At 68.5% G+C, this 15,803-nt stretch carries 16 protein-coding genes; 10 read left to right on the top strand and 6 right to left on the bottom strand.

What is annotated here, in order from left to right:
- Positions 1-20: 20 nt before the first annotated feature.
- Positions 21-947, top strand: coding sequence for a methylenetetrahydrofolate reductase [NAD(P)H] (metF, locus tag VNO22_13940; protein ID HXG62472.1), 927 nt, complete (start codon positions 21-23; stop codon positions 945-947).
- Here the strand turns inward: metF and prfB are convergent.
- A protein-coding gene (gene prfB, locus VNO22_13935; protein HXG62471.1) for a peptide chain release factor 2 occupies positions 944-2,045 on the bottom strand; the annotation gives its coding sequence in 2 pieces (ribosomal slippage) (positions 944-1,975 and positions 1,977-2,045; 1,101 coding nt in all). The two genes, metF and prfB, sit on opposite strands and share 4 nt — an antisense overlap.
- A 114-nt stretch (positions 2,046-2,159) precedes the next feature.
- Between prfB and VNO22_13930 the strand changes: the two genes are divergently transcribed.
- From VNO22_13930 to amrA, 5 genes are all read left to right on the top strand, one after another.
- Positions 2,160-2,816, top strand: coding sequence for a hypothetical protein (locus VNO22_13930; GenBank protein ID HXG62470.1), 657 nt, complete (start codon positions 2,160-2,162; stop codon positions 2,814-2,816).
- A gap of 135 nt (positions 2,817-2,951) precedes the next feature.
- A complete protein-coding gene (locus VNO22_13925; GenBank protein HXG62469.1) occupies positions 2,952-3,392 on the top strand; it encodes a hypothetical protein in 441 nt (146 codons plus the stop codon).
- A gap of 15 nt (positions 3,393-3,407) precedes the next feature.
- Positions 3,408-4,301 carry a hypothetical protein gene (locus tag VNO22_13920; protein HXG62468.1) on the top strand — a complete coding sequence of 298 codons (894 nt, stop codon included), beginning with the start codon at positions 3,408-3,410 and terminating at the stop codon, positions 4,299-4,301.
- 171 nt (positions 4,302-4,472) lie between these two features.
- Positions 4,473-5,162: an OmpA family protein gene (locus VNO22_13915; protein ID HXG62467.1), complete on the top strand. Its 690-nt coding sequence runs from the start codon at positions 4,473-4,475 to the stop codon at positions 5,160-5,162.
- A gap of 23 nt (positions 5,163-5,185) precedes the next feature.
- Positions 5,186-5,719, top strand: a complete 534-nt coding sequence (amrA, locus tag VNO22_13910) for an AmmeMemoRadiSam system protein A (protein HXG62466.1) — start codon at positions 5,186-5,188, stop codon at positions 5,717-5,719.
- Here amrA and VNO22_13905 read toward each other — a convergent pair.
- Genes VNO22_13905 through VNO22_13895 form a run of 3 tightly spaced genes read right to left on the bottom strand, consistent with a single transcriptional unit; the run spans position 5,683 to position 7,906 of the window.
- The gene (locus VNO22_13905) at positions 5,683-6,840 is read right to left on the bottom strand and encodes an inorganic phosphate transporter (protein HXG62465.1); all 1,158 of its coding nucleotides are present in this window, start codon (positions 6,838-6,840) and stop codon (positions 5,683-5,685) included. The genes amrA and VNO22_13905 overlap by 37 nt on opposite strands.
- A 16-nt stretch (positions 6,841-6,856) precedes the next feature.
- A complete protein-coding gene (locus VNO22_13900; GenBank protein ID HXG62464.1) occupies positions 6,857-7,489 on the bottom strand; it encodes a DUF47 family protein in 633 nt (210 codons plus the stop codon).
- Positions 7,490-7,540: 51 nt separating this feature from the next.
- The gene (locus VNO22_13895; protein HXG62463.1) at positions 7,541-7,906 is read right to left on the bottom strand and encodes a hypothetical protein; all 366 of its coding nucleotides are present in this window, start codon (positions 7,904-7,906) and stop codon (positions 7,541-7,543) included.
- 117 nt (positions 7,907-8,023) lie between these two features.
- Here VNO22_13895 and VNO22_13890 point away from each other — a divergent pair, with 117 nt between their 5' ends.
- The 3 genes from VNO22_13890 (at position 8,024) to VNO22_13880 (ending at position 12,346) form a co-directional block, all read left to right on the top strand.
- Complete coding sequence (locus VNO22_13890; protein HXG62462.1) at positions 8,024-9,367, top strand: trypsin-like peptidase domain-containing protein; 1,344 nt, start codon at positions 8,024-8,026, stop codon at positions 9,365-9,367.
- The gene (locus VNO22_13885; protein HXG62461.1) at positions 9,360-11,516 is read left to right on the top strand and encodes a PDZ domain-containing protein; all 2,157 of its coding nucleotides are present in this window, start codon (positions 9,360-9,362) and stop codon (positions 11,514-11,516) included. Before VNO22_13890 ends, VNO22_13885 begins: the two co-directional genes overlap by 8 nt.
- Positions 11,517-11,590: 74 nt before the next feature.
- Entirely contained in the window at positions 11,591-12,346 is a 756-nt protein-coding gene (locus VNO22_13880; GenBank protein HXG62460.1) for an STAS domain-containing protein, read from the top strand.
- A 327-nt stretch (positions 12,347-12,673) separates the two neighbouring features.
- On the opposite strand, the gene dnaA is transcribed toward VNO22_13880, so the two are convergent.
- Together dnaA and VNO22_13870 are read right to left on the bottom strand one after the other, a co-directional pair.
- On the bottom strand, positions 12,674-14,047 hold the full coding sequence (gene dnaA / locus VNO22_13875) for a chromosomal replication initiator protein DnaA (protein HXG62459.1): 1,374 nt from the start codon (positions 14,045-14,047) through the stop codon (positions 12,674-12,676).
- On the bottom strand, positions 14,044-14,550 hold the full coding sequence (locus VNO22_13870; protein HXG62458.1) for an FHA domain-containing protein: 507 nt from the start codon (positions 14,548-14,550) through the stop codon (positions 14,044-14,046). The genes dnaA and VNO22_13870 overlap by 4 nt, the downstream gene beginning before the upstream one ends.
- Before the next feature lie 231 nt (positions 14,551-14,781).
- Between VNO22_13870 and VNO22_13865 the strand changes: the two genes are divergently transcribed.
- On the top strand, positions 14,782-15,672 hold the full coding sequence (locus VNO22_13865; protein ID HXG62457.1) for a ParB/RepB/Spo0J family partition protein: 891 nt from the start codon (positions 14,782-14,784) through the stop codon (positions 15,670-15,672).
- Positions 15,673-15,803: the final 131 nt, after the last annotated feature.

Genomic DNA, 15,803 nt, shown 5'->3' with positions numbered 1-15,803 from the left:
GGCTCCCGTAAGATCGCCCGGTGCACATCGCGGACATCTTCCGGGCCCATCCGACGACGTTTTCCTTCGAGTTCTTCCCCCCCAGGACGCCGGAGGCCTCGGAGCGGCTCTTCCGGACGATCGCGCAGCTGGAGCCCCTCAAGCCGAGCTTCGTGGACGTGACCTACGGGGCCGGGGGGAGCACGCGGGACCTCACGGACGCGCTCGTCCTGCGCCTGCGCCGCGAGACGCGCCTGGAGGCGATCCCGCACCTCACCTGCGTGTGCCACAGCCGGCGGGAGATCGACGAGATCCTCGAGCGCTGGGCGGCGGCGGGGGTGGGAAACATCCTGGCGCTCTCGGGGGACCCTCCGCGGGACCGCCCCGGCTGGGACCGTTCGCGGGACGCCTTCCGCTATGCGGCGGATCTGGTGCGGCACATCCGCACGTTCAACGCGGCCGGCCGGCATCCGGACCCGCGCGGGTTCGGAATCGGGGTCGCGGGCTTCCCCGAGGGGCACCCGGCGACGCCCAACCGGCTGCGCGAGATGGACTACCTGAAGGCCAAGGTGGACGCGGGCGCCGACTACATCGTCACGCAGCTTTTCTTCGACAACGCCGTCTTCTACGACTTCCGGGACCGCTGCGAGCTGGCCGGAATCCGGGTGCCCATCCTGGCGGGGATCATGCCGATCACCTCCGAGTCGGGGATGCACCGGATGGCGGAGCTGGCGGCGGGCACGAACTTTCCGGCGGCGCTCCTGCGGGCGATCCGCCGCTGCCAGGGGGATCCGGAGGCCGTCCGGCGGGTGGGCATCCACTGGGCGACCGAGCAGTGCCGCGATCTTCTGGACCACGAGGCGCGGGGACTCCACTTCTACACGCTCAACCAGTCGGACGCGACGCTGCAGATCTACCTCAACCTGGGGCTGGCGCGCGCGGCGGACCCGGGGCGGCCGCGGGGTTAATACTTCCGCCCCTTCCAGCGCAGGAAGGCCTCGATGAAGGGATCGATCTCCCCGTCGAGCACCGCCTGAATGTTGCCGGTCTCGTATTCGGTGCGGTGGTCCTTGACGAGCGTGTAGGGCTGCATCACGTAGGACCGGATCTGGTTGCCGAAGGCGATCTCCCCCTTCTCGCCGTACATCTTGGCGAACTCCGCCTCGCGCTTGGCCTCCTCGAGCTGGTGGAGCTTGGAGGCGAGCGCCCGGAGGGCGTACTTCCGGTTCAGAAGCTGCGACCGCTGACTCTGGCAGGAGACGACGACGCCCGTGGGCAGGTGCGTGATCCGCACGGCGCTCTGGGTCTTGTTGACGTGCTGGCCGCCGGGACCGCCCGCGGAGAAGGTGTCGATCTTGAGATCGCCCTCCTTGATCTCCACCTCGATGTCGTCGTACTGCGGCACGACATCCACCGAGGCGAAGCTCGTCTGGCGGCGGTGGTTGGCGTCGAACGGGGACAGCCGCACCAGGCGGTGGACGCCGATTTCGCTCTTGAGGTACCCGAAGGCGTACGGCCCGCGGACCTCGATGACCGCGCGCTTGAGGCCCGCTTCCTCGCCTTCCTGCTCGTCGATCACCTCCGCCTCGTAGCCGCGCCGCTGGAGCCACCGCAGGTACATCCGTTCCAGCATCTGCGCCCAGTCCATCGCGTCCACGCCCCCGGCCCCCGCGTGGATCGAGAGGTAGACGTCCCGCGCGTCGTTCTTGCCGGTGAAAAGCGCCTGCACCTCGACCGCCTCGACGCGCCGCTGGTAGTCGCGCGCCTTTTCGGCGGTCTGGGCCACGTGGGCGTGGTCCTTGGCCTCGTCGCACAGCTCGAGCAGGCCGATTTCGTCCTCGAGGTCCCGGCGAAGGGAACGGTAGGATTCGACGACGCCCTTGACGGACTTGAGCTCGGCGACCACGCCGCGGGCTTCGTCCGGCCGGTTCCAGAAGCCGGACGCGGACATCAAGGCTTCGATCTCGCGGACGCGGGCTTCCTTGCGGTCGATCTCAAAGAGAGTCCCGGAGGGACTCGAGGCGGGCCAGGAGGGAGCGCAGCTGAGAGATGACCTCGTCTTTCATGGCGGCCTAGTGTAGTCGCCGGCGCCGCGGAAAGCAACCGTCCCGGAATGGACATCGCGCGTCCGGCCGGGGTATCATGTCGCCCCGGGAGGCGGCGACGAAGGGAGGAATCCGATGCGGACGCTGGCGATCCTGGCGGCGGCGGCTCTGACGGCGGCGCAGGAGGACGGACCGCCCGTCCTGCTGACGGAGGACTTCGAGGGCGGCGCGGCGCGCTGGGAACCTACGGATCCGGCCGCCTGGAAGATCGTGGAGACGCCTTCGGGCAAGATCTACAGCCAGTTCCGAAAAAGCGCCTACGAGCCTCCCCACCGGAGCCCCTTGAACATCGCGCTCCTCAAGGACGTCGTGGTCGGGGATTTCGTCCTGGAGGCCCGGGTGCGCAGCACCGCGCGGGACTACAACCACCGGGACGTCTGCGTCATCTTCGGCTACCAGGACCCGGCGCGCTTTTACTACACGCATCTCGGCAAGAAGGCCGACGACCACGCGCACCAGATCTTCATCGTCAACGGCGCTCCCCGGCGGAAGATTTCCTCCCGCACCACCGAGGGCACTCCCTGGACCGACGGATGGCACCGGATCCGGGTGACGCGCCGCGTCTCGGACGGGCGGATCGAGGTCTTCTTCGACGACTTCTCCCGCCCCGTTCAGACCGCCGAGGACCGCACCTTCGCCTGGGGCCGGGTGGGTCTGGGCACGTTCGACGACACGGCCGACTGGGACGACGTCGTCCTGCGGGGCGTCCGGGTCGAGCCCCCGCCCAAGTAGGGCGTCCCGATTTTCGCGGGAAAAGGCCCCCCCGCGTCGTCTATACATAAGGAGCGGCCGAATTCGCTTGACACCGTCCGGGGGGCGGTATCAAATCGTCCTTTGGGCGGGCGTCTCCGCAGAAGGGGGTCAGCGATGCAGAAGTGGAGCTACTTCTCGATGGGGATCATGTCCGGGATCATCGCGGTGCTTCTCACCGTGGTGGTTCTGCAGAACCGCGAGCCGCGCGCGGAGGCCTCGCCGCTTCAGACGGCCGACAGCGCCGCCGGCGCCGGGCTTCTCATCGGCACGGGAGCCTCGCAATCCAACATGAACGACATCCTCTGGGTCATCTACAAGCGACCCGCCGAAACGGGCCCTTCCGACCTCAAAAAGAGCGAGCGGCTCACCCTCTGCTGCTATCAGGTTTCCAACGGCGCCCGCACGATCAAGCTGGCGGCCGTCCGCGACATCACGTACGACATGGACCTCCTGGAGCTCTCCAACGACCGGCCCCACGTCCGGGACATCGTCGAGGACCTCCGCAAGCAGAAGCGGGCGTCCGGGGGCGGCGGGGACAGCAAGGACAACAAGTAGGATACGGAGGACGCCGTGGCCGACTACTTCAGCTTCGAAGACGTCATGCGCGAGCTCGAGCTCGGCGAAGAAGAGCTCAAGCGCATGGTCTCGGAAGGGGAACTCCGCGCCTTCCGGGACGAAAACAAGATGAAGTTCAAGAAGGAGGACGTGGAGAGCCTCAAGAAGGGGCGCATCACGGAGCCTACGATCATCCTTCCCTCCACGCCCTCGTCGGAGACGACCGATGAGACGGTCCTGGATCTCGACATCGGCCAGGAGACGGCGGCCCTCTCGGACACCTCCGCCCAGCTGGCCGCGGTGGGCAAGGGCAAGGAGGACGACCTGGTGCTCCCCACGGAGGAGGTCGGCCGGGAGGAAGAGGAAACTTTCATCGAGGAGGACACGGACACGGGCCTGAGCACCGAGCCTCTCAAGCTCGCCGAAGACGCGGCGGAGGAGACCGTCGCCGCCGAGGCGGTCGAAGCGGAGGTTCCGGCCGCTCCCCCTCCGGTCGCTCCCGCCCGCAAGCGCACGGGCCAGACGGGCATTCAGCGCAAGGTCAGCGCCCGGATCCCCGTGGCCGTCGAGGAGGAGATCGAGCGCAAGCGGCCTCATCCCGTCTGGACGCTCTTCGTCTTCCTGGCGTTCCTGGCGTCCCTGTACGGAATGTTCTTCGTCTACGATTCCGTTCGGATGGAAAGCGGCAAGGTGGATCAGCCTTCGGGCGTCACGGCCGGCGTGGCGGAATGGATCCTCAACAAGTTCTGGGAGGATCCCAACTGGCGCCGGTTCCACGAGAGCCGCTTCGAAGGCAAGGCGCCGCCGCTGCTGGACCCCGATCCGCGCGTGCGGCATGAGGCCTATACGGGCCCCACGTTCCGCAAGCCCCCCCAGCCGATCGGCGGGGAGGCGGCCGCTCCGCAGTAGCGTTCCGCATCGACCGTTCCGAACCCCCGGCCCCCCGGCCGGGGGTTTTTTTCTTCCGCAGGGAGGCGACCTTGACAATCGTAATTTATGCTTTAGACTTTACGACGTCGGGCCCGGCAAGGGGCCGGGCCGGATGCGTCGGGTTTCCTCATTGGAGAGAGGGGGAGCGTCATGTCGTCCAAGTTCTTCCTGGCGTGCCTGGCGGCGGCGGGTCTGGCCTCCGTCGGCTGCAGCGGCGTCTTCGTCCCCAAGCAGCAGTATGACCGCGACACGGCCCAGCAGAAGGAGTACATCGAGGCCCTCGAGCGCGAGGTGGCGACCCTCCGGCCCAAGGCCGACGCCTACGACAAGCTCAAGGGCGAGATGGACCTCACCGCCGAGGCCAACCGCATCAACGCGGAGCTCGCCGAGAGCCTCAAGCGGGCGCTGGCCGGTCTGGGCGTGGACGAGCGCGACGTCTACGTGGACCCCCGCACCGGCGCCGTCGTCATGGCGACGGACCTCCTTTTCGACTCCGGAAGCTACGAGATCAGCGCCAAGGGCCGCGAGGTGCTCAAGAAGTTCGCCGAGTCCCACCGCTCCGGGCGGCTCAAGATCGTGGGCCACACGGACCGTCGCCGCGTCGCGCTGGCCTCCACCAAGCAGAAGCTCGACACCGACACCAACCTCGAGCTGAGCGCCAAGCGCGCCGTCGCCGTGATGGGCGAGCTCCTCAAGAACGGCGTCCCCGAGCGCAACATGTGGATCGAAGCCAAGGGATCCACGGAGCCCCGGTCCGGCGGCGACAAGGCCTGCCGCCGCGTCGAGATCTTCGTCGAAGCCGCGGCCGCCCCGACGGGCGCCCGGACCTCGCTCAAATAGAACGATCCGGGTACACTGATCCGGTGCTCCCGGACGAGGACCGGCGCGCGCTCCTGGACCTGGCCCGACGCGCGGTGGAAGCCGCCGTCCGCGACGGCGACCCGCCGCCCGCCCCGGCGTCTCTTCGCGGCGCCCTTCGCGAGAAGGGCGCCGCTTTCGTTACCTTGCGCGCCGCCGGACGCCTGCGCGGGTGCGTCGGCCACGTCCAGGCCGTCGCCCCCCTGTGGGAATCCGTCCGGGACATGGCCCGCGCGGCCGCCCGGCAGGATGGGCGCTTCGAACCGCTCCGCCCGGAGGAACTCGCGGACCTCGCGATCGAGATTTCCATCCTCTCCCCGATCCGTCCCGTCCGCCCCGAGGAGATCGTCCCCGGACTCCACGGCCTCTACGTCCGGCGAGGATCCCGCGCGGGGCTGCTTCTGCCGCAGGTGGCCGCGGAACGGGGGTGGGATCGCGAGGAATTCCTGAGGCGCGCGTTCGAGAAAGCGGGACTCCCGCCGGGAGACCCCGAGGCGGAGCTTTACGCGTTCACGGCGGAGCGCTTCGGCGCCGGATAGGGCTCCTGCGCGGCGCGCGCCGAGCGGACCCGCGCCGCCGCGAACGTGAGCGCCGTCACCGCCGCCACCGCCGCCGCCATCCAGGCCGCGCTCGTGCGCGCGGCGAACCACGAAAGCGTCCCTCCCAGAGCGAAGCAGACCGGAAGGGTGAAAACCCACGCCCAGACGATCTTCGCGCCGATCCCCCACCGCACCGCCCGGGCGCCCTTGGCCGCCCCCACTCCGATGATCCCGCCCGTGATCGTGTGCGTCGTCGAGACCGGCACTCCGAGGCTCGCCGCGACCTCCAGCACCGCGCCCGCCCCCGTCTCCGCCGAGAACCCTTCCAGCGTCGAAATCTTCGCGAGCCGGGAACCCAGCGTGTGGATCACCCGCCATCCTCCGACCGCGGTCCCCACCGCCATCGCCGTCGCGCAGGCGATTTTCACCCACAGCGGAATGTAGAGCTGATCGAGATTCGTCAGGACCCGGCCCTGGTCGTCCTTGAGATACCCGCCGGCGAAAAGCGCCAGCGCGATCACGCCCATCACCTTCTGCGCGTCGTTCTTCCCGTGCTCGAAGGCCATGAAGCTCGAGGAGCACAGCTGGAAGAACCCGAACACCCGCCGCCCCTGCCGCGGCGTGGCCTCCAGATCGTGCGCCAGCCACGTCGCCAAAACGACCAGGAGGTACGCCAGAACGAACCCGATCAGCGGCGACGCCAGGAGCGCCACCAGAATCTTCACGAGACCCGCCGTCTTCACGGAATCCCAGCCGGAGACGAAGACCGTGGCCCCCACGAGGCCCCCCACGAGCGAGTGCGAGCAGCTGATCGGAAGCCCGAGCTTCGTGCACCACGTCACCCACGCCGCCGCCGCCAGCATCGCCGAAAGCACGATCACCACGGAATCCAGCCGGGGCGCCAGCTCCACCACCCCCGCCCCCATCGTCCTGGCCACCTTGACGGAGACGAGGGCCCCCACGAAGTTCAGCCCCGCCGAAAGAAGAAGCGCCCGCAGCGGCGTCAGGACGCGCGTGGACACGACCGTGGCGATCGCGTTGGCCGAATCGTTCCAGCCGTTGGTGAGGTCGAAGATGATCCCCGCCAGCACCGCCAGCGCGACCAGAGCTAGAGGATCCATGAGCCCCGCCCGGCCCCTACCCGTTTTTGAGGACGATGGCCTCGATCACGTTGGCGACGTCCTCGCACCGGTCCGTGGCCGCCTCGAGGTCCTGGTAGATGTCCTTCCACTTGATGACGAAGATCGGGTCGTGCCCGTTCTCGAAGAGGGACGCCAGCGCGTGCTGCTCGATCCGGTCCCCCTCGTTCTCCTGGGTGTGCACGTCCACGCAGCACTTCAGGAGCGCCTCCACGTGGCGCCGGTTGCCGAGCTGCCGCAGCTTGGGCACCGCGTCGCGAATGAAGCCCGTGGCCTTTTCCAGGCATCGCGCCAGAGCCACCGCGTCCCCCGTGGGCTCCTTGAACTTGTAGAGCATCATCCGGTTGACCGCCGTGTCCACGAGATCGAGGATGTCGTCCAGGCGGCAGGCCAGCTCGTGGATGTCCTCGCGCTCCAGCGGGGTGATGAAGGTCCGGTTCACGCGCTCGATCATCTCGTGGGTGAGCCGGTCCCCCTCGTGCTCGATGTCCTTGATCTCCTGCGCCCGGGCCGGGATGTCCCGGAAGTTCTCCATGAGATCCAGGAGCTTCGCGGCGCCCTTGTGGACGTTGGCCGCCGAGCGCTCGAAGAGATCGAAGAAAATCTCCTCCTTGGGCAGCAGATTGAACATGGCGCGCGTATTAGAGCAAAGGCCGCGCGCGCGTGTCAACCGGAACGGCGGCTACTTGGGCTTGTGCGGGCCGTGGCAGGACTTGCAGTCGCTCGCCTTGCGCAGCCGCTCGATCGCCCCGTCCTTCTTCGCGGCCACGTCGCGCGCCGCCGCCAGAAGCGCCTCCGTCTTCTCCTTCCAGCTCTTCTCGTCCCCCTGCGGAGGCTTGAGCGCGGCCATGACCTCGTAATACGTCACGAGCTTCCGGTGATCCTCGTCCGTCCCCTTCCCCGCCAGGATCTTGTTCAGGAACGAGTCCTTCCCCTTGTGGAAGGCCATCACGTCCTTGATCGTCCTGGGCTTGTCGTCCTTCGAGGCGCCCTGCGCCCACGCCCCAACGCCCGCCGCCAGGAACGCCGCCACGAACCCTGCGCGCATCGCCGTCCCTCCCCTAAAAAGCTTCCGCCGATGATACGCTTCCGCCGCCCCCGCGGCGCGCGAAATCTTCCGCCCGCGCGTTGACACCTCGGGCGCCCCGAGCCAAAATCGATGAGAATGAACCGCGCCCTCGCCTTCGCGCTCCTGGCGGCCTCCGGGTGCGCCTTCTGCCCTACCGAGGAAGAACTCATCCAGGAGGCCAAGGACAAGGTCTTCCCCGCCGTCGTCTTCGTCAAGCCCATCCAGCAGGAATTCCGCGGAGGGCGGCTCGAGAAGGTCCAGGCCTTCGGCTCCGGCGTCATCGTCTCCCCCGACGGGTACGTGGTCACCAACAACCACGTCGCCGAGAAGGCGGCCGAGATCCGCTGCGTTCTTTCCGACCGCGAAGAGGTCCCCGCCTCCGTGGTCGGCCTGGACCCCGAAACGGACCTCGCCGTCCTCAAGCTCGATCTCCGGGAGCGGCGTTCCCGGGCGCCCCTTCCCTTCGCCTCCTTCGGCGAGTCCTCCCGCCTGCGGGTCGGCGAAATCGTCCTGGCCATGGGCGCTCCCCACGGCTTCGACCGCTCCGTCTCCCGCGGCATCGTCTCTTCCACCGAGCGCTACTTCGAATTCGCCCCCTACAACCTCTGGATCCAGACGGACGCCGCCATCAACCCGGGCAACTCGGGCGGACCCCTCGTCAACATCCGCGGCGAAATCGTCGGCATCAACGCCCGCACCCTCCGCGGCGCCGAAAACCTCGGCTTCGCCATCCCCTCCGACGTCGTGCGCGAAGTCGTGGACCGCATCGTCCGCCACGGCCGCTTCGTCCGCGCGTGGACCGGCATCCGCTTCCAGGCGCTGAAGGACTTCACGAAGTCGAACTACATCGACGCCAAGGACGGCGTCCTGGTCGCCAGCGTGGACGAAGGCTCCCCCGCGGAACAGGCCGGCCTGCGCGCGGGCGACATCATCACCGCCGTCGCCGGCGAACCCGTCCGCGGGCTTTACGAAATCGACCTGCCCGCCGTGGAGCGGCGCTTCGCCGCCCTCCCCGTCGGCGCCCCCGTTCGGCTGGAGGTCTCCCGCGCCGGCGCTCCCCTCTCCGTCACGCTCGTCCCCGCCTCCAAGGGCAAACAGGAGGGCGAAGACTTCGAATGCAAGCGCTGGGACCTGACCGTCAAGGAGATCACCAAGTTCTCGGATCCCTTCCTCAACTTCCAGCGCCCCCACGGCGTTTACATTCAGGGCGTCAAGGCCGGGGGCAACGCCCGCGCTTCGGGTCTGGCGCCCCTGGACATCCTCCTCACGATCGGCGACCGGCCCGTCGAAACCCTCCGGGATGTCCGCGAGGCGTACGAGGCGTCCCTCAAGCTCGAAGCCGGCCGGCGCAAACTCCTCTTCCGCGTCCTGCGCCAGGGCTACCGGCAGCTCGTCGTGCTCGACTTCGAAAAAGACCTGGAGAAGCTGGAGGATGAATAACGCGCTCGCCGCCCTCCTCGCGCTGGCCGCGCAGGCGGCCGGACCCGCCCCGGACGAGGAAGAGGCCGTCCGCCGCGCCCACGCCGCCGTCCACCCCTCCTTTGTCGCCCTCGAAATCGCCGTCCGCAAACGGACCCGCATCGAGAAAGCGGAGCTCGAGGAGGATCCGCCCGACCCCGAGCTCCGCGCCGCCTACGAGGCCGCCGAGCAGGGACTCCCCCTGGAAGCCTGGGGCGTCGCCGTCGCCCCGGACCTCATCCTGACCCACGACCGCGGCCTGCGCGAAGGGGACCTCGTGCGCATCGACGCCGTGGACGCCACAGGGACCCGCTTCTCCGCCCGGCCCGCCGGCGTCGGGCTGGACCATGACTTCCTCCTGCTCCGCCCCGCCGATCCCCGGCCCCTGACGCCCCTGACGTTCGGGCCCTGGCGCGCCCCCGCTCTCGGCGAGCGCTTCCACGTCACCTTCGCCGAACGCGTGGACGGACGCTGGCACCTGAACGTCAGCCCCTACATCCAGACGAACGCGCCCCTCGTCCCCACAGAAGGATGGTTCTGCATCGACCTGCTGCGGCCCGGCTCCGTCGTCTCCGACCGCCACGGCACGCCCGTCGGCGTCGCCCTTGATCACTACCTGTGGGTCCGGCCGGACGGCCGCAGCTCGTTCCTCGGTCCCGCCCTCCTGGCCGACCCGCGCGTCGAAGACCTGGAACGCCGGGCCGACGCCCTGCGCCAGGCGCTTCCCTCGGTCATCAAACGCATCGAGGCCTCGTTCCGCCTGGAGGCTCCGCCGGATCGCCGCTCCGCGATGTCCGACGAGACCCGTTCCGGGCGGGCCGTCTTCTTCGGCGTCACGCTCGACGAGCGCGGCACGCTTTTCGTTCCGGAGGACCTCCCGCGGGACGCCGTCCGGAAGATCGAGGAGCTCCGTGTCTCCGAAGGCGGCCGCTCGTACCCTGTCGCGTTCCTCGGGTCATTCCGGGAGTTCGGGGGATTCCTCGCGCGCGCCGACGGGCTGGCCACCCGTCCCGGCGTCGCCCGCGACGCCCTCCCGCCCCCGCCCGGGCGTCTCTTTTTCGCCGCGGCCGTCGAGGACCGCTTCGGGCACGCCCGCTATCGGCTGGAACCCAATCGCCTCTTCCGCCTCGAGCGGGGGCTCGGCGGCGCCCCGCGGCTCCAGCCGCGCCGCCGCATCCGCCCGGGATCGTTTCTCCTGGACCTCGAGGGGCGCGTCATCGGCTGCTCCACGGTGGACAGGCCTGCGGAGGATTTCGACGAAGCGGGCGGCGGTCCGGACGTCCGCGGGCGATTCACGGCGGAGCACCTGCGCCGACTCCTGTTCTTCTCCGAAATCGCGGGCGTGCTCGCCGAACCGGCGCCGCACTTCGACCCCCGGGCCGTGCCCATGTCCCGCCGCGAGGCCGGGCGGCGCGTCTGGCTGGGCGTCGAATTCCAGGAAATGACCCGGGAGCTGGCCGACGCGCTCGGGATCCGCGCGCGGGATCTCACCAACGACGGGCGCCGCGGGCTCGTCGTCACCGATATCTACCCCGGCTCTCCCGCGGAGCGCGCCGGGCTGCGGGTCGAGGACGTTCTCCTGGCCGTCCAGCCGGAGGGCGATGCCGTGCCGCGCGACCTGGTGGCCGAGCCCGACCGCTTCGCGCCGCCCTTCGCGCGGTTCGCGCGCCTGCCGGGACGGGAGACCGCGCCGCCGTGGCGGCCGGCGCGGAACTACCTGACGTCGCTTCTGACGGAAATCGGACCCGACCGCAAGGTGACTCTCGAGTTTCTCCGCGGCCGCGAAAAGCGCCGCGTGGAGCTGAAGCTGGAGTACGCGCCGACGGACTACGAAACCGCCGAGCGCTACCGCGACGACGCGCTCGGCCTGACCGTCAAGGAGCTCACCTACGAGGTGCGGTACTTCTACAAGCTCGACGCCGGAACCGGAGGCGTGGTCGTCGCGCGGGTGGAGTCCGGGAGCCGCGCGGATGTCGCCAAACTCGCGCCCCTGTCGGTGATCCTCCGGGTGAACGACGTGGCGGTGCGCGACCTCGCGCACTTCCGGGAGCTGGCCGCTGGGGCGCGACGCCTGACGCTCACCACGCTTCTCTACGGCCAGACCCGGCTGGTCGAACTTGAACGGGACTGACCGCGGCGGGCGGAAGTCCGCTTGGGAGCCGGCCTCCCCGCAGTGTATAATTAGTCGTACGCTGGAGCCCAACGATGCCGCGCAAAGTCCGTGAGACGTACCACAAGATCGGGGAGCTTCTCGTCCGGAAGAACCTCGCGCCCCCCGAGGTCATCGACGAGGCTCTTGCCGTCCAGCGGGCCGCGCTCGAGCGCCGCCGCAGCGCGCCGCGACTCGGGGACATTCTCGTCGAACGCAAGGTTCTCGACCGCGCCACGATCCGCGAGATTCTCGAGGAGCAGCGCATCGGCCGGGGCGAGAAGCGCGTTCTCCGACTGGATCTTCGCGACGCCGGCGGGGTCGCGATCGTCGTCCTGGATGGGCGGCTCGACGGGAGCAAGCTCGATGCCGTCACCCGGGTCTTCGAGCGGCTGATGAACCGGGGGTTCGCCCGCATCGCCCTCGACTGTACGCGGCTCGTCTTCCTCGACAGCTCGGGAGTGTCCGGCCTGCTCGCCTACGTCGACGAGGCTCGCGCCCGAGGCGGGGACATGAAGTTCTTCGGTCTTACCCCCGATGCCCGGTTCGTCCTGCAGCGCCTCGGTCTTACCGCCTTCATCCAGATCTTCGCGCGGGAGGATGAAGCCCTCAAGGCCTTCGAACTTCCGATCGATGAATACATGTCCCGCGGCGCCCTCGCCGAGTACATCTCGGCGGCCCATACTCGGTACTTCCATCTCTCGTATTGCAGCCTGGCGCAAAAGCTCTCGGAGGATGACCGGATCTACTACGAGAGCAAGTGGCACGCGCGTGACGCCGGAAAGACACCCTGCAAACGCTGCAAGCCGTAGCGTGTCTCTCCCTTACGTAAGAAAGACTTCTTATCTCTAAAGACCCCATCTTCTTCTTCAGAGACGTCTCTTTTGTGGATATTTTGTTAATGGGTTTAGTAAGTGATTTGTAAGCAAGGACTTTTACCGTCCGCGTACTGTGTAGGATCGTGGGTAAAGTGTGGATGGGGTTGGGAAGGTGTTGGATATTCTCGGAAGCGGTTTGGTAGAGGATGTTGAGTTTCCACAATCCTTTCCGGCGGTGGATTGGATTGTTAGATCGAACACTCAGCTAACATTAAAGCGATCGCGCGGCGGGCCGACTTGGGCGGGTGGTGGCGCTCGGTATTATGGGCGGCGAAGCTCGCGCGTGAGCCGATCTACGTCGGCGCGGACGGCGGCGTCGTGCGCGATGAGTCTTTCGACCTTGCGCACGGAGTAGAGCATCGTGGTATGGTCCTTGCCGCCGAACTGGTTGCCCAGTTCTTCCAGAGACGCGGTCGTAAGCTTCCGGCAGAGATAGATGCAGATCTGGCGGACGAGGGATGTCGATTTCGTCCAGCGGCGGGACTGGAGGTCCGAAACCTTGCGGTTGAAGTAGCGGGCGACGACCTGCTGGATCTCGGCGACCGACAAGGGCGAGGCCGCCGGGGGCGTCGTGTCGCGCAGCACTTCCTTGGCCAGGTCCACCGTGACGGGGCGTTTGGAGAGGGAGGCGTACCCGAGGACCTTGGTGAGCGCTCCCTCCAGCTCCCGGATATTCGTTTCCACGGCCGACGCGATGTATCCGAGCACGTCCTGGGGCACGTCTTTCGCCCGGGTGTCTGCCTTCCGGCGCAGGATGGCCAGGCGGGTCTCGTACGTCGGGGCCATGATCTTGACCTCGAAGCCGGAGCGGAAGCGGGAGAGCAGCTGCTGCTTGAGGGCGCGGATGTCCTGGGCCGGCTGGTCGCTCGAGAGGATCACCTGCTTGCCTCCAAGGTGCAGCGCGTTGAAGGTGTGGAAGAACTCCTCCTGGCTGCCCTCTTTGTCGGCCAGGAAATGGATGTCGTCCACGACGAGCACGTCGGCGTTCCGGTAGCGCGAGCGGAAGGCTTCAAGCTCCCGTTTCTGAAGCGCGTAGATGTACCCGTTGACGAAGTCTTCGCACGAGAGGTACACGACCTTCGCCGCCGCGTTGCGCATGAGGATCGCGTGGCAGATCGCCTGGAGGAGATGCGTCTTGCCGAGTCCGACGCCTCCGTGGATGAAGAGGGGGTTGTACAGCGTTCCGGGGTTCTCGCTCACGGCCACGGCGGCCGCGTAGGCCATGCGGTTCGACGGTCCCTCGATGAAGTTCTCGAAGGTGTAGGCGGGATTGAAGGGGAAATCGGGGGCCGGCGGCCGCGGCGGCTCGACGCGGTCCGGGGCCGGCCCGGCGGATTTCGTCCAGCCCGAAGGCTCCGCCGGTCGCGGGTCGGGCGGCGCGAAGGAGGGCGCCACCTGGAAGACGATTTCCGGAACCTGTCCGAAGAGGTGCTGGAAGGCGTCCTCGAGGGGCTTGCGCAGGAGCTTCTCAAGCCAGTCGCGGTAGAAGGGGTTGGCCGCCGGCACCCGCACCTGGCGCTCGTTGACGGCCTCGATTTGGAGAGAGCGGCACCAGGTGTCATAGATCTTCCCCTCGAGCCGGGACTCGAGGAACGAGAGGATCCGCTCCTTGTCCTTAAGGTCGAGGGAAGTCATGTCGGGATCCGCTCCAGGAGCCGGGCGAAGAAATCCTTGGAGAACCACGCGGTGGCGGCGGCGATTCCGAAAAGCGCGATCCGGGCCAGGATCGCCGCGGCGGCGTCGGCCGCCGCTCCGGATTCCGCGCGGGGCCGGGGCCGCGGAGCGGGCGCCGGAGCGGCGGAGGGGCGGCCCTCGGTCGCCGGAACGGGAGCGGAAGGCGGCGGAGGATCGTCCGGATCGGCGGCGAAGACGAAGGTGGCCGGTCCGATCCGGATGCGGTCGCCCGGCTTGAGCGCCTCCGGCCGGCGGATGAGTTCGCCGTTGAGGTACGTGCCGTTCTTGCTTTCGAGGTCGCGGACGAAGTAGCGGCCGTTCTCGCCGTAGACGCGCGTGTGTTCCCGGGAGAGCGTCCGGTCATCGATCGAGACGTCCGCCGAGGGCGCGCGGCCGATGGTCACGGCGCCCCGGATCCGGATCTCCTTTCGCTCCCCTCCCGACTCCAGGATCAAGCGCGCCATGGCGGGACGATCCCTCCCTCGGTCGCCGGAGATCGGTGGCCTTCCCCCACCCGCGGGCCGCGCGCGCTCCCCCGCGCGCGCGTCACAGCCGTCGAAAGCTCGAGTATTCTAGCCCGCGATCCGCGACTGTCAAGCCGCGCGGCGCCCGCGCGAATTTGACAGCTCGAGCCGCGTGTGGTAGAACGCCTGCAGGCGCGTCGCGCCGTTCCGCCGCTGGGAGGAGGGGTTTCCATGAAAGTCGTCGTTCCGATCAAGAACGTCCTGCCGAATCCGTACCAGGCCCGAAAGAAGATGGACCCCGCGTCCATCCGCGCGCTCGCCGAGGAGATCCGCCACTCGGGCCTGTGGCCGGGTTCGCTGCGCGGCCGCATGAGAGGGGACAAGGTAGAGCTCTGCTACGGCCACCGCCGCCTGGCCGCGCTCAAGCACCTCGGCTGGGACAAGGTCGAAGTCGAGGTCGAGGAGCTTTCCGACGAGGAGATGGCGCTTCAGTCCCTGGCCGAAAACTTCCAGCGCGAGGGGCTCAGCGACATCGAAAAGGCCGAGGGCCTCCACAACATGGTGCGGCTCCTCGTCTCGCAGAAGATCCCGGAGGCGGAGGCCCTGCGGCGCGTGTCGCGCTACGTGGGCCTCTCGGAGGCGTGGATCCGCGACCTTCTGTCCATGCTCGAGATGGAGGCGCCCGTCCAGCGCGCCATCCGGGACCGCAAGATCGCCGGCCGCACGGCGCTGGAGGCGCACCGGTTCGGCGGCAAGGAGATGGTCGCCACGGCCGTGGAGCACAAGCTGCCCGTCCACAAGATCAGCGCCCTCGCCAAGAAGGTCCGTTCCATCCCCGACCCCGAGGTGCGCGAGAAGATCCGGCGCGACGTCGTCCGCGGGCGGCTGATCGAGCCCGAGCGCGTGGACGAGACGGCCCGCAAGATGCTCAAGGGCCGCAAGATCAAGCCGCCGGAGGATCTGGACCGGGTGCTTTCGGACTGGGCGTACATCCTCAACCACTGGAACGAGAAGGCGGACGAGCTTCTGGCGTACCGGCGGTTCTTCCCGGGCCGCAACGTCTCCGCGATCCGCGCGGCCGCGCGGTCGCTGGCCCGGAAGCTGGCGCGCCTGGCCGAGTAGTCACGCGCGGACGAGCCGCGCGTCCCGGAGCGCCTCGCACGCCCGGCGGAGCGCCCGCGCCTCCTCCGCGCTCCAGCCGGCGGCTTCCGAGGCCCACGCGTCGGCGATCCCGGCCGCGTCGGCGTCGCGCC

Source organism: Planctomycetota bacterium, from assembly GCA_035574235.1.
GTDB lineage: Bacteria > Planctomycetota > MHYJ01 > MHYJ01 > JACPRB01 > DATLZA01.
Note: the sequence above shows the minus strand (reverse complement) of the source record. Positions and strands in the feature narration are given on the sequence as shown.

What these genes read in the sequence shown, in the direction of transcription:
- VNO22_13905 (HXG62465.1), bottom strand. Translation starts at nt 6,840, where the DNA reads ATGGATCCTCTAGCTCTGGTCGCGCTGGCGGTGCTGGCGGGGATCATC.
- VNO22_13870 (HXG62458.1), bottom strand. Translation starts at nt 14,550, where the DNA reads ATGGCGCGCTTGATCCTGGAGTCGGGAGGGGAGCGAAAGGAGATCCGG.
- VNO22_13890 (HXG62462.1), top strand. Translation starts at nt 8,024, where the DNA reads ATGAACCGCGCCCTCGCCTTCGCGCTCCTGGCGGCCTCCGGGTGCGCC.
- VNO22_13915 (HXG62467.1), top strand. Translation starts at nt 4,473, where the DNA reads ATGTCGTCCAAGTTCTTCCTGGCGTGCCTGGCGGCGGCGGGTCTGGCC.
- VNO22_13885 (HXG62461.1), top strand. Translation starts at nt 9,360, where the DNA reads ATGAATAACGCGCTCGCCGCCCTCCTCGCGCTGGCCGCGCAGGCGGCC.
- dnaA (HXG62459.1), bottom strand. Translation starts at nt 14,047, where the DNA reads ATGACTTCCCTCGACCTTAAGGACAAGGAGCGGATCCTCTCGTTCCTC.
- VNO22_13930 (HXG62470.1), top strand. Translation starts at nt 2,160, where the DNA reads ATGCGGACGCTGGCGATCCTGGCGGCGGCGGCTCTGACGGCGGCGCAG.
- VNO22_13900 (HXG62464.1), bottom strand. Translation starts at nt 7,489, where the DNA reads ATGTTCAATCTGCTGCCCAAGGAGGAGATTTTCTTCGATCTCTTCGAG.
- VNO22_13895 (HXG62463.1), bottom strand. Translation starts at nt 7,906, where the DNA reads ATGCGCGCAGGGTTCGTGGCGGCGTTCCTGGCGGCGGGCGTTGGGGCG.
- VNO22_13925 (HXG62469.1), top strand. Translation starts at nt 2,952, where the DNA reads ATGCAGAAGTGGAGCTACTTCTCGATGGGGATCATGTCCGGGATCATC.
- VNO22_13865 (HXG62457.1), top strand. Translation starts at nt 14,782, where the DNA reads ATGAAAGTCGTCGTTCCGATCAAGAACGTCCTGCCGAATCCGTACCAG.
- VNO22_13880 (HXG62460.1), top strand. Translation starts at nt 11,591, where the DNA reads ATGCCGCGCAAAGTCCGTGAGACGTACCACAAGATCGGGGAGCTTCTC.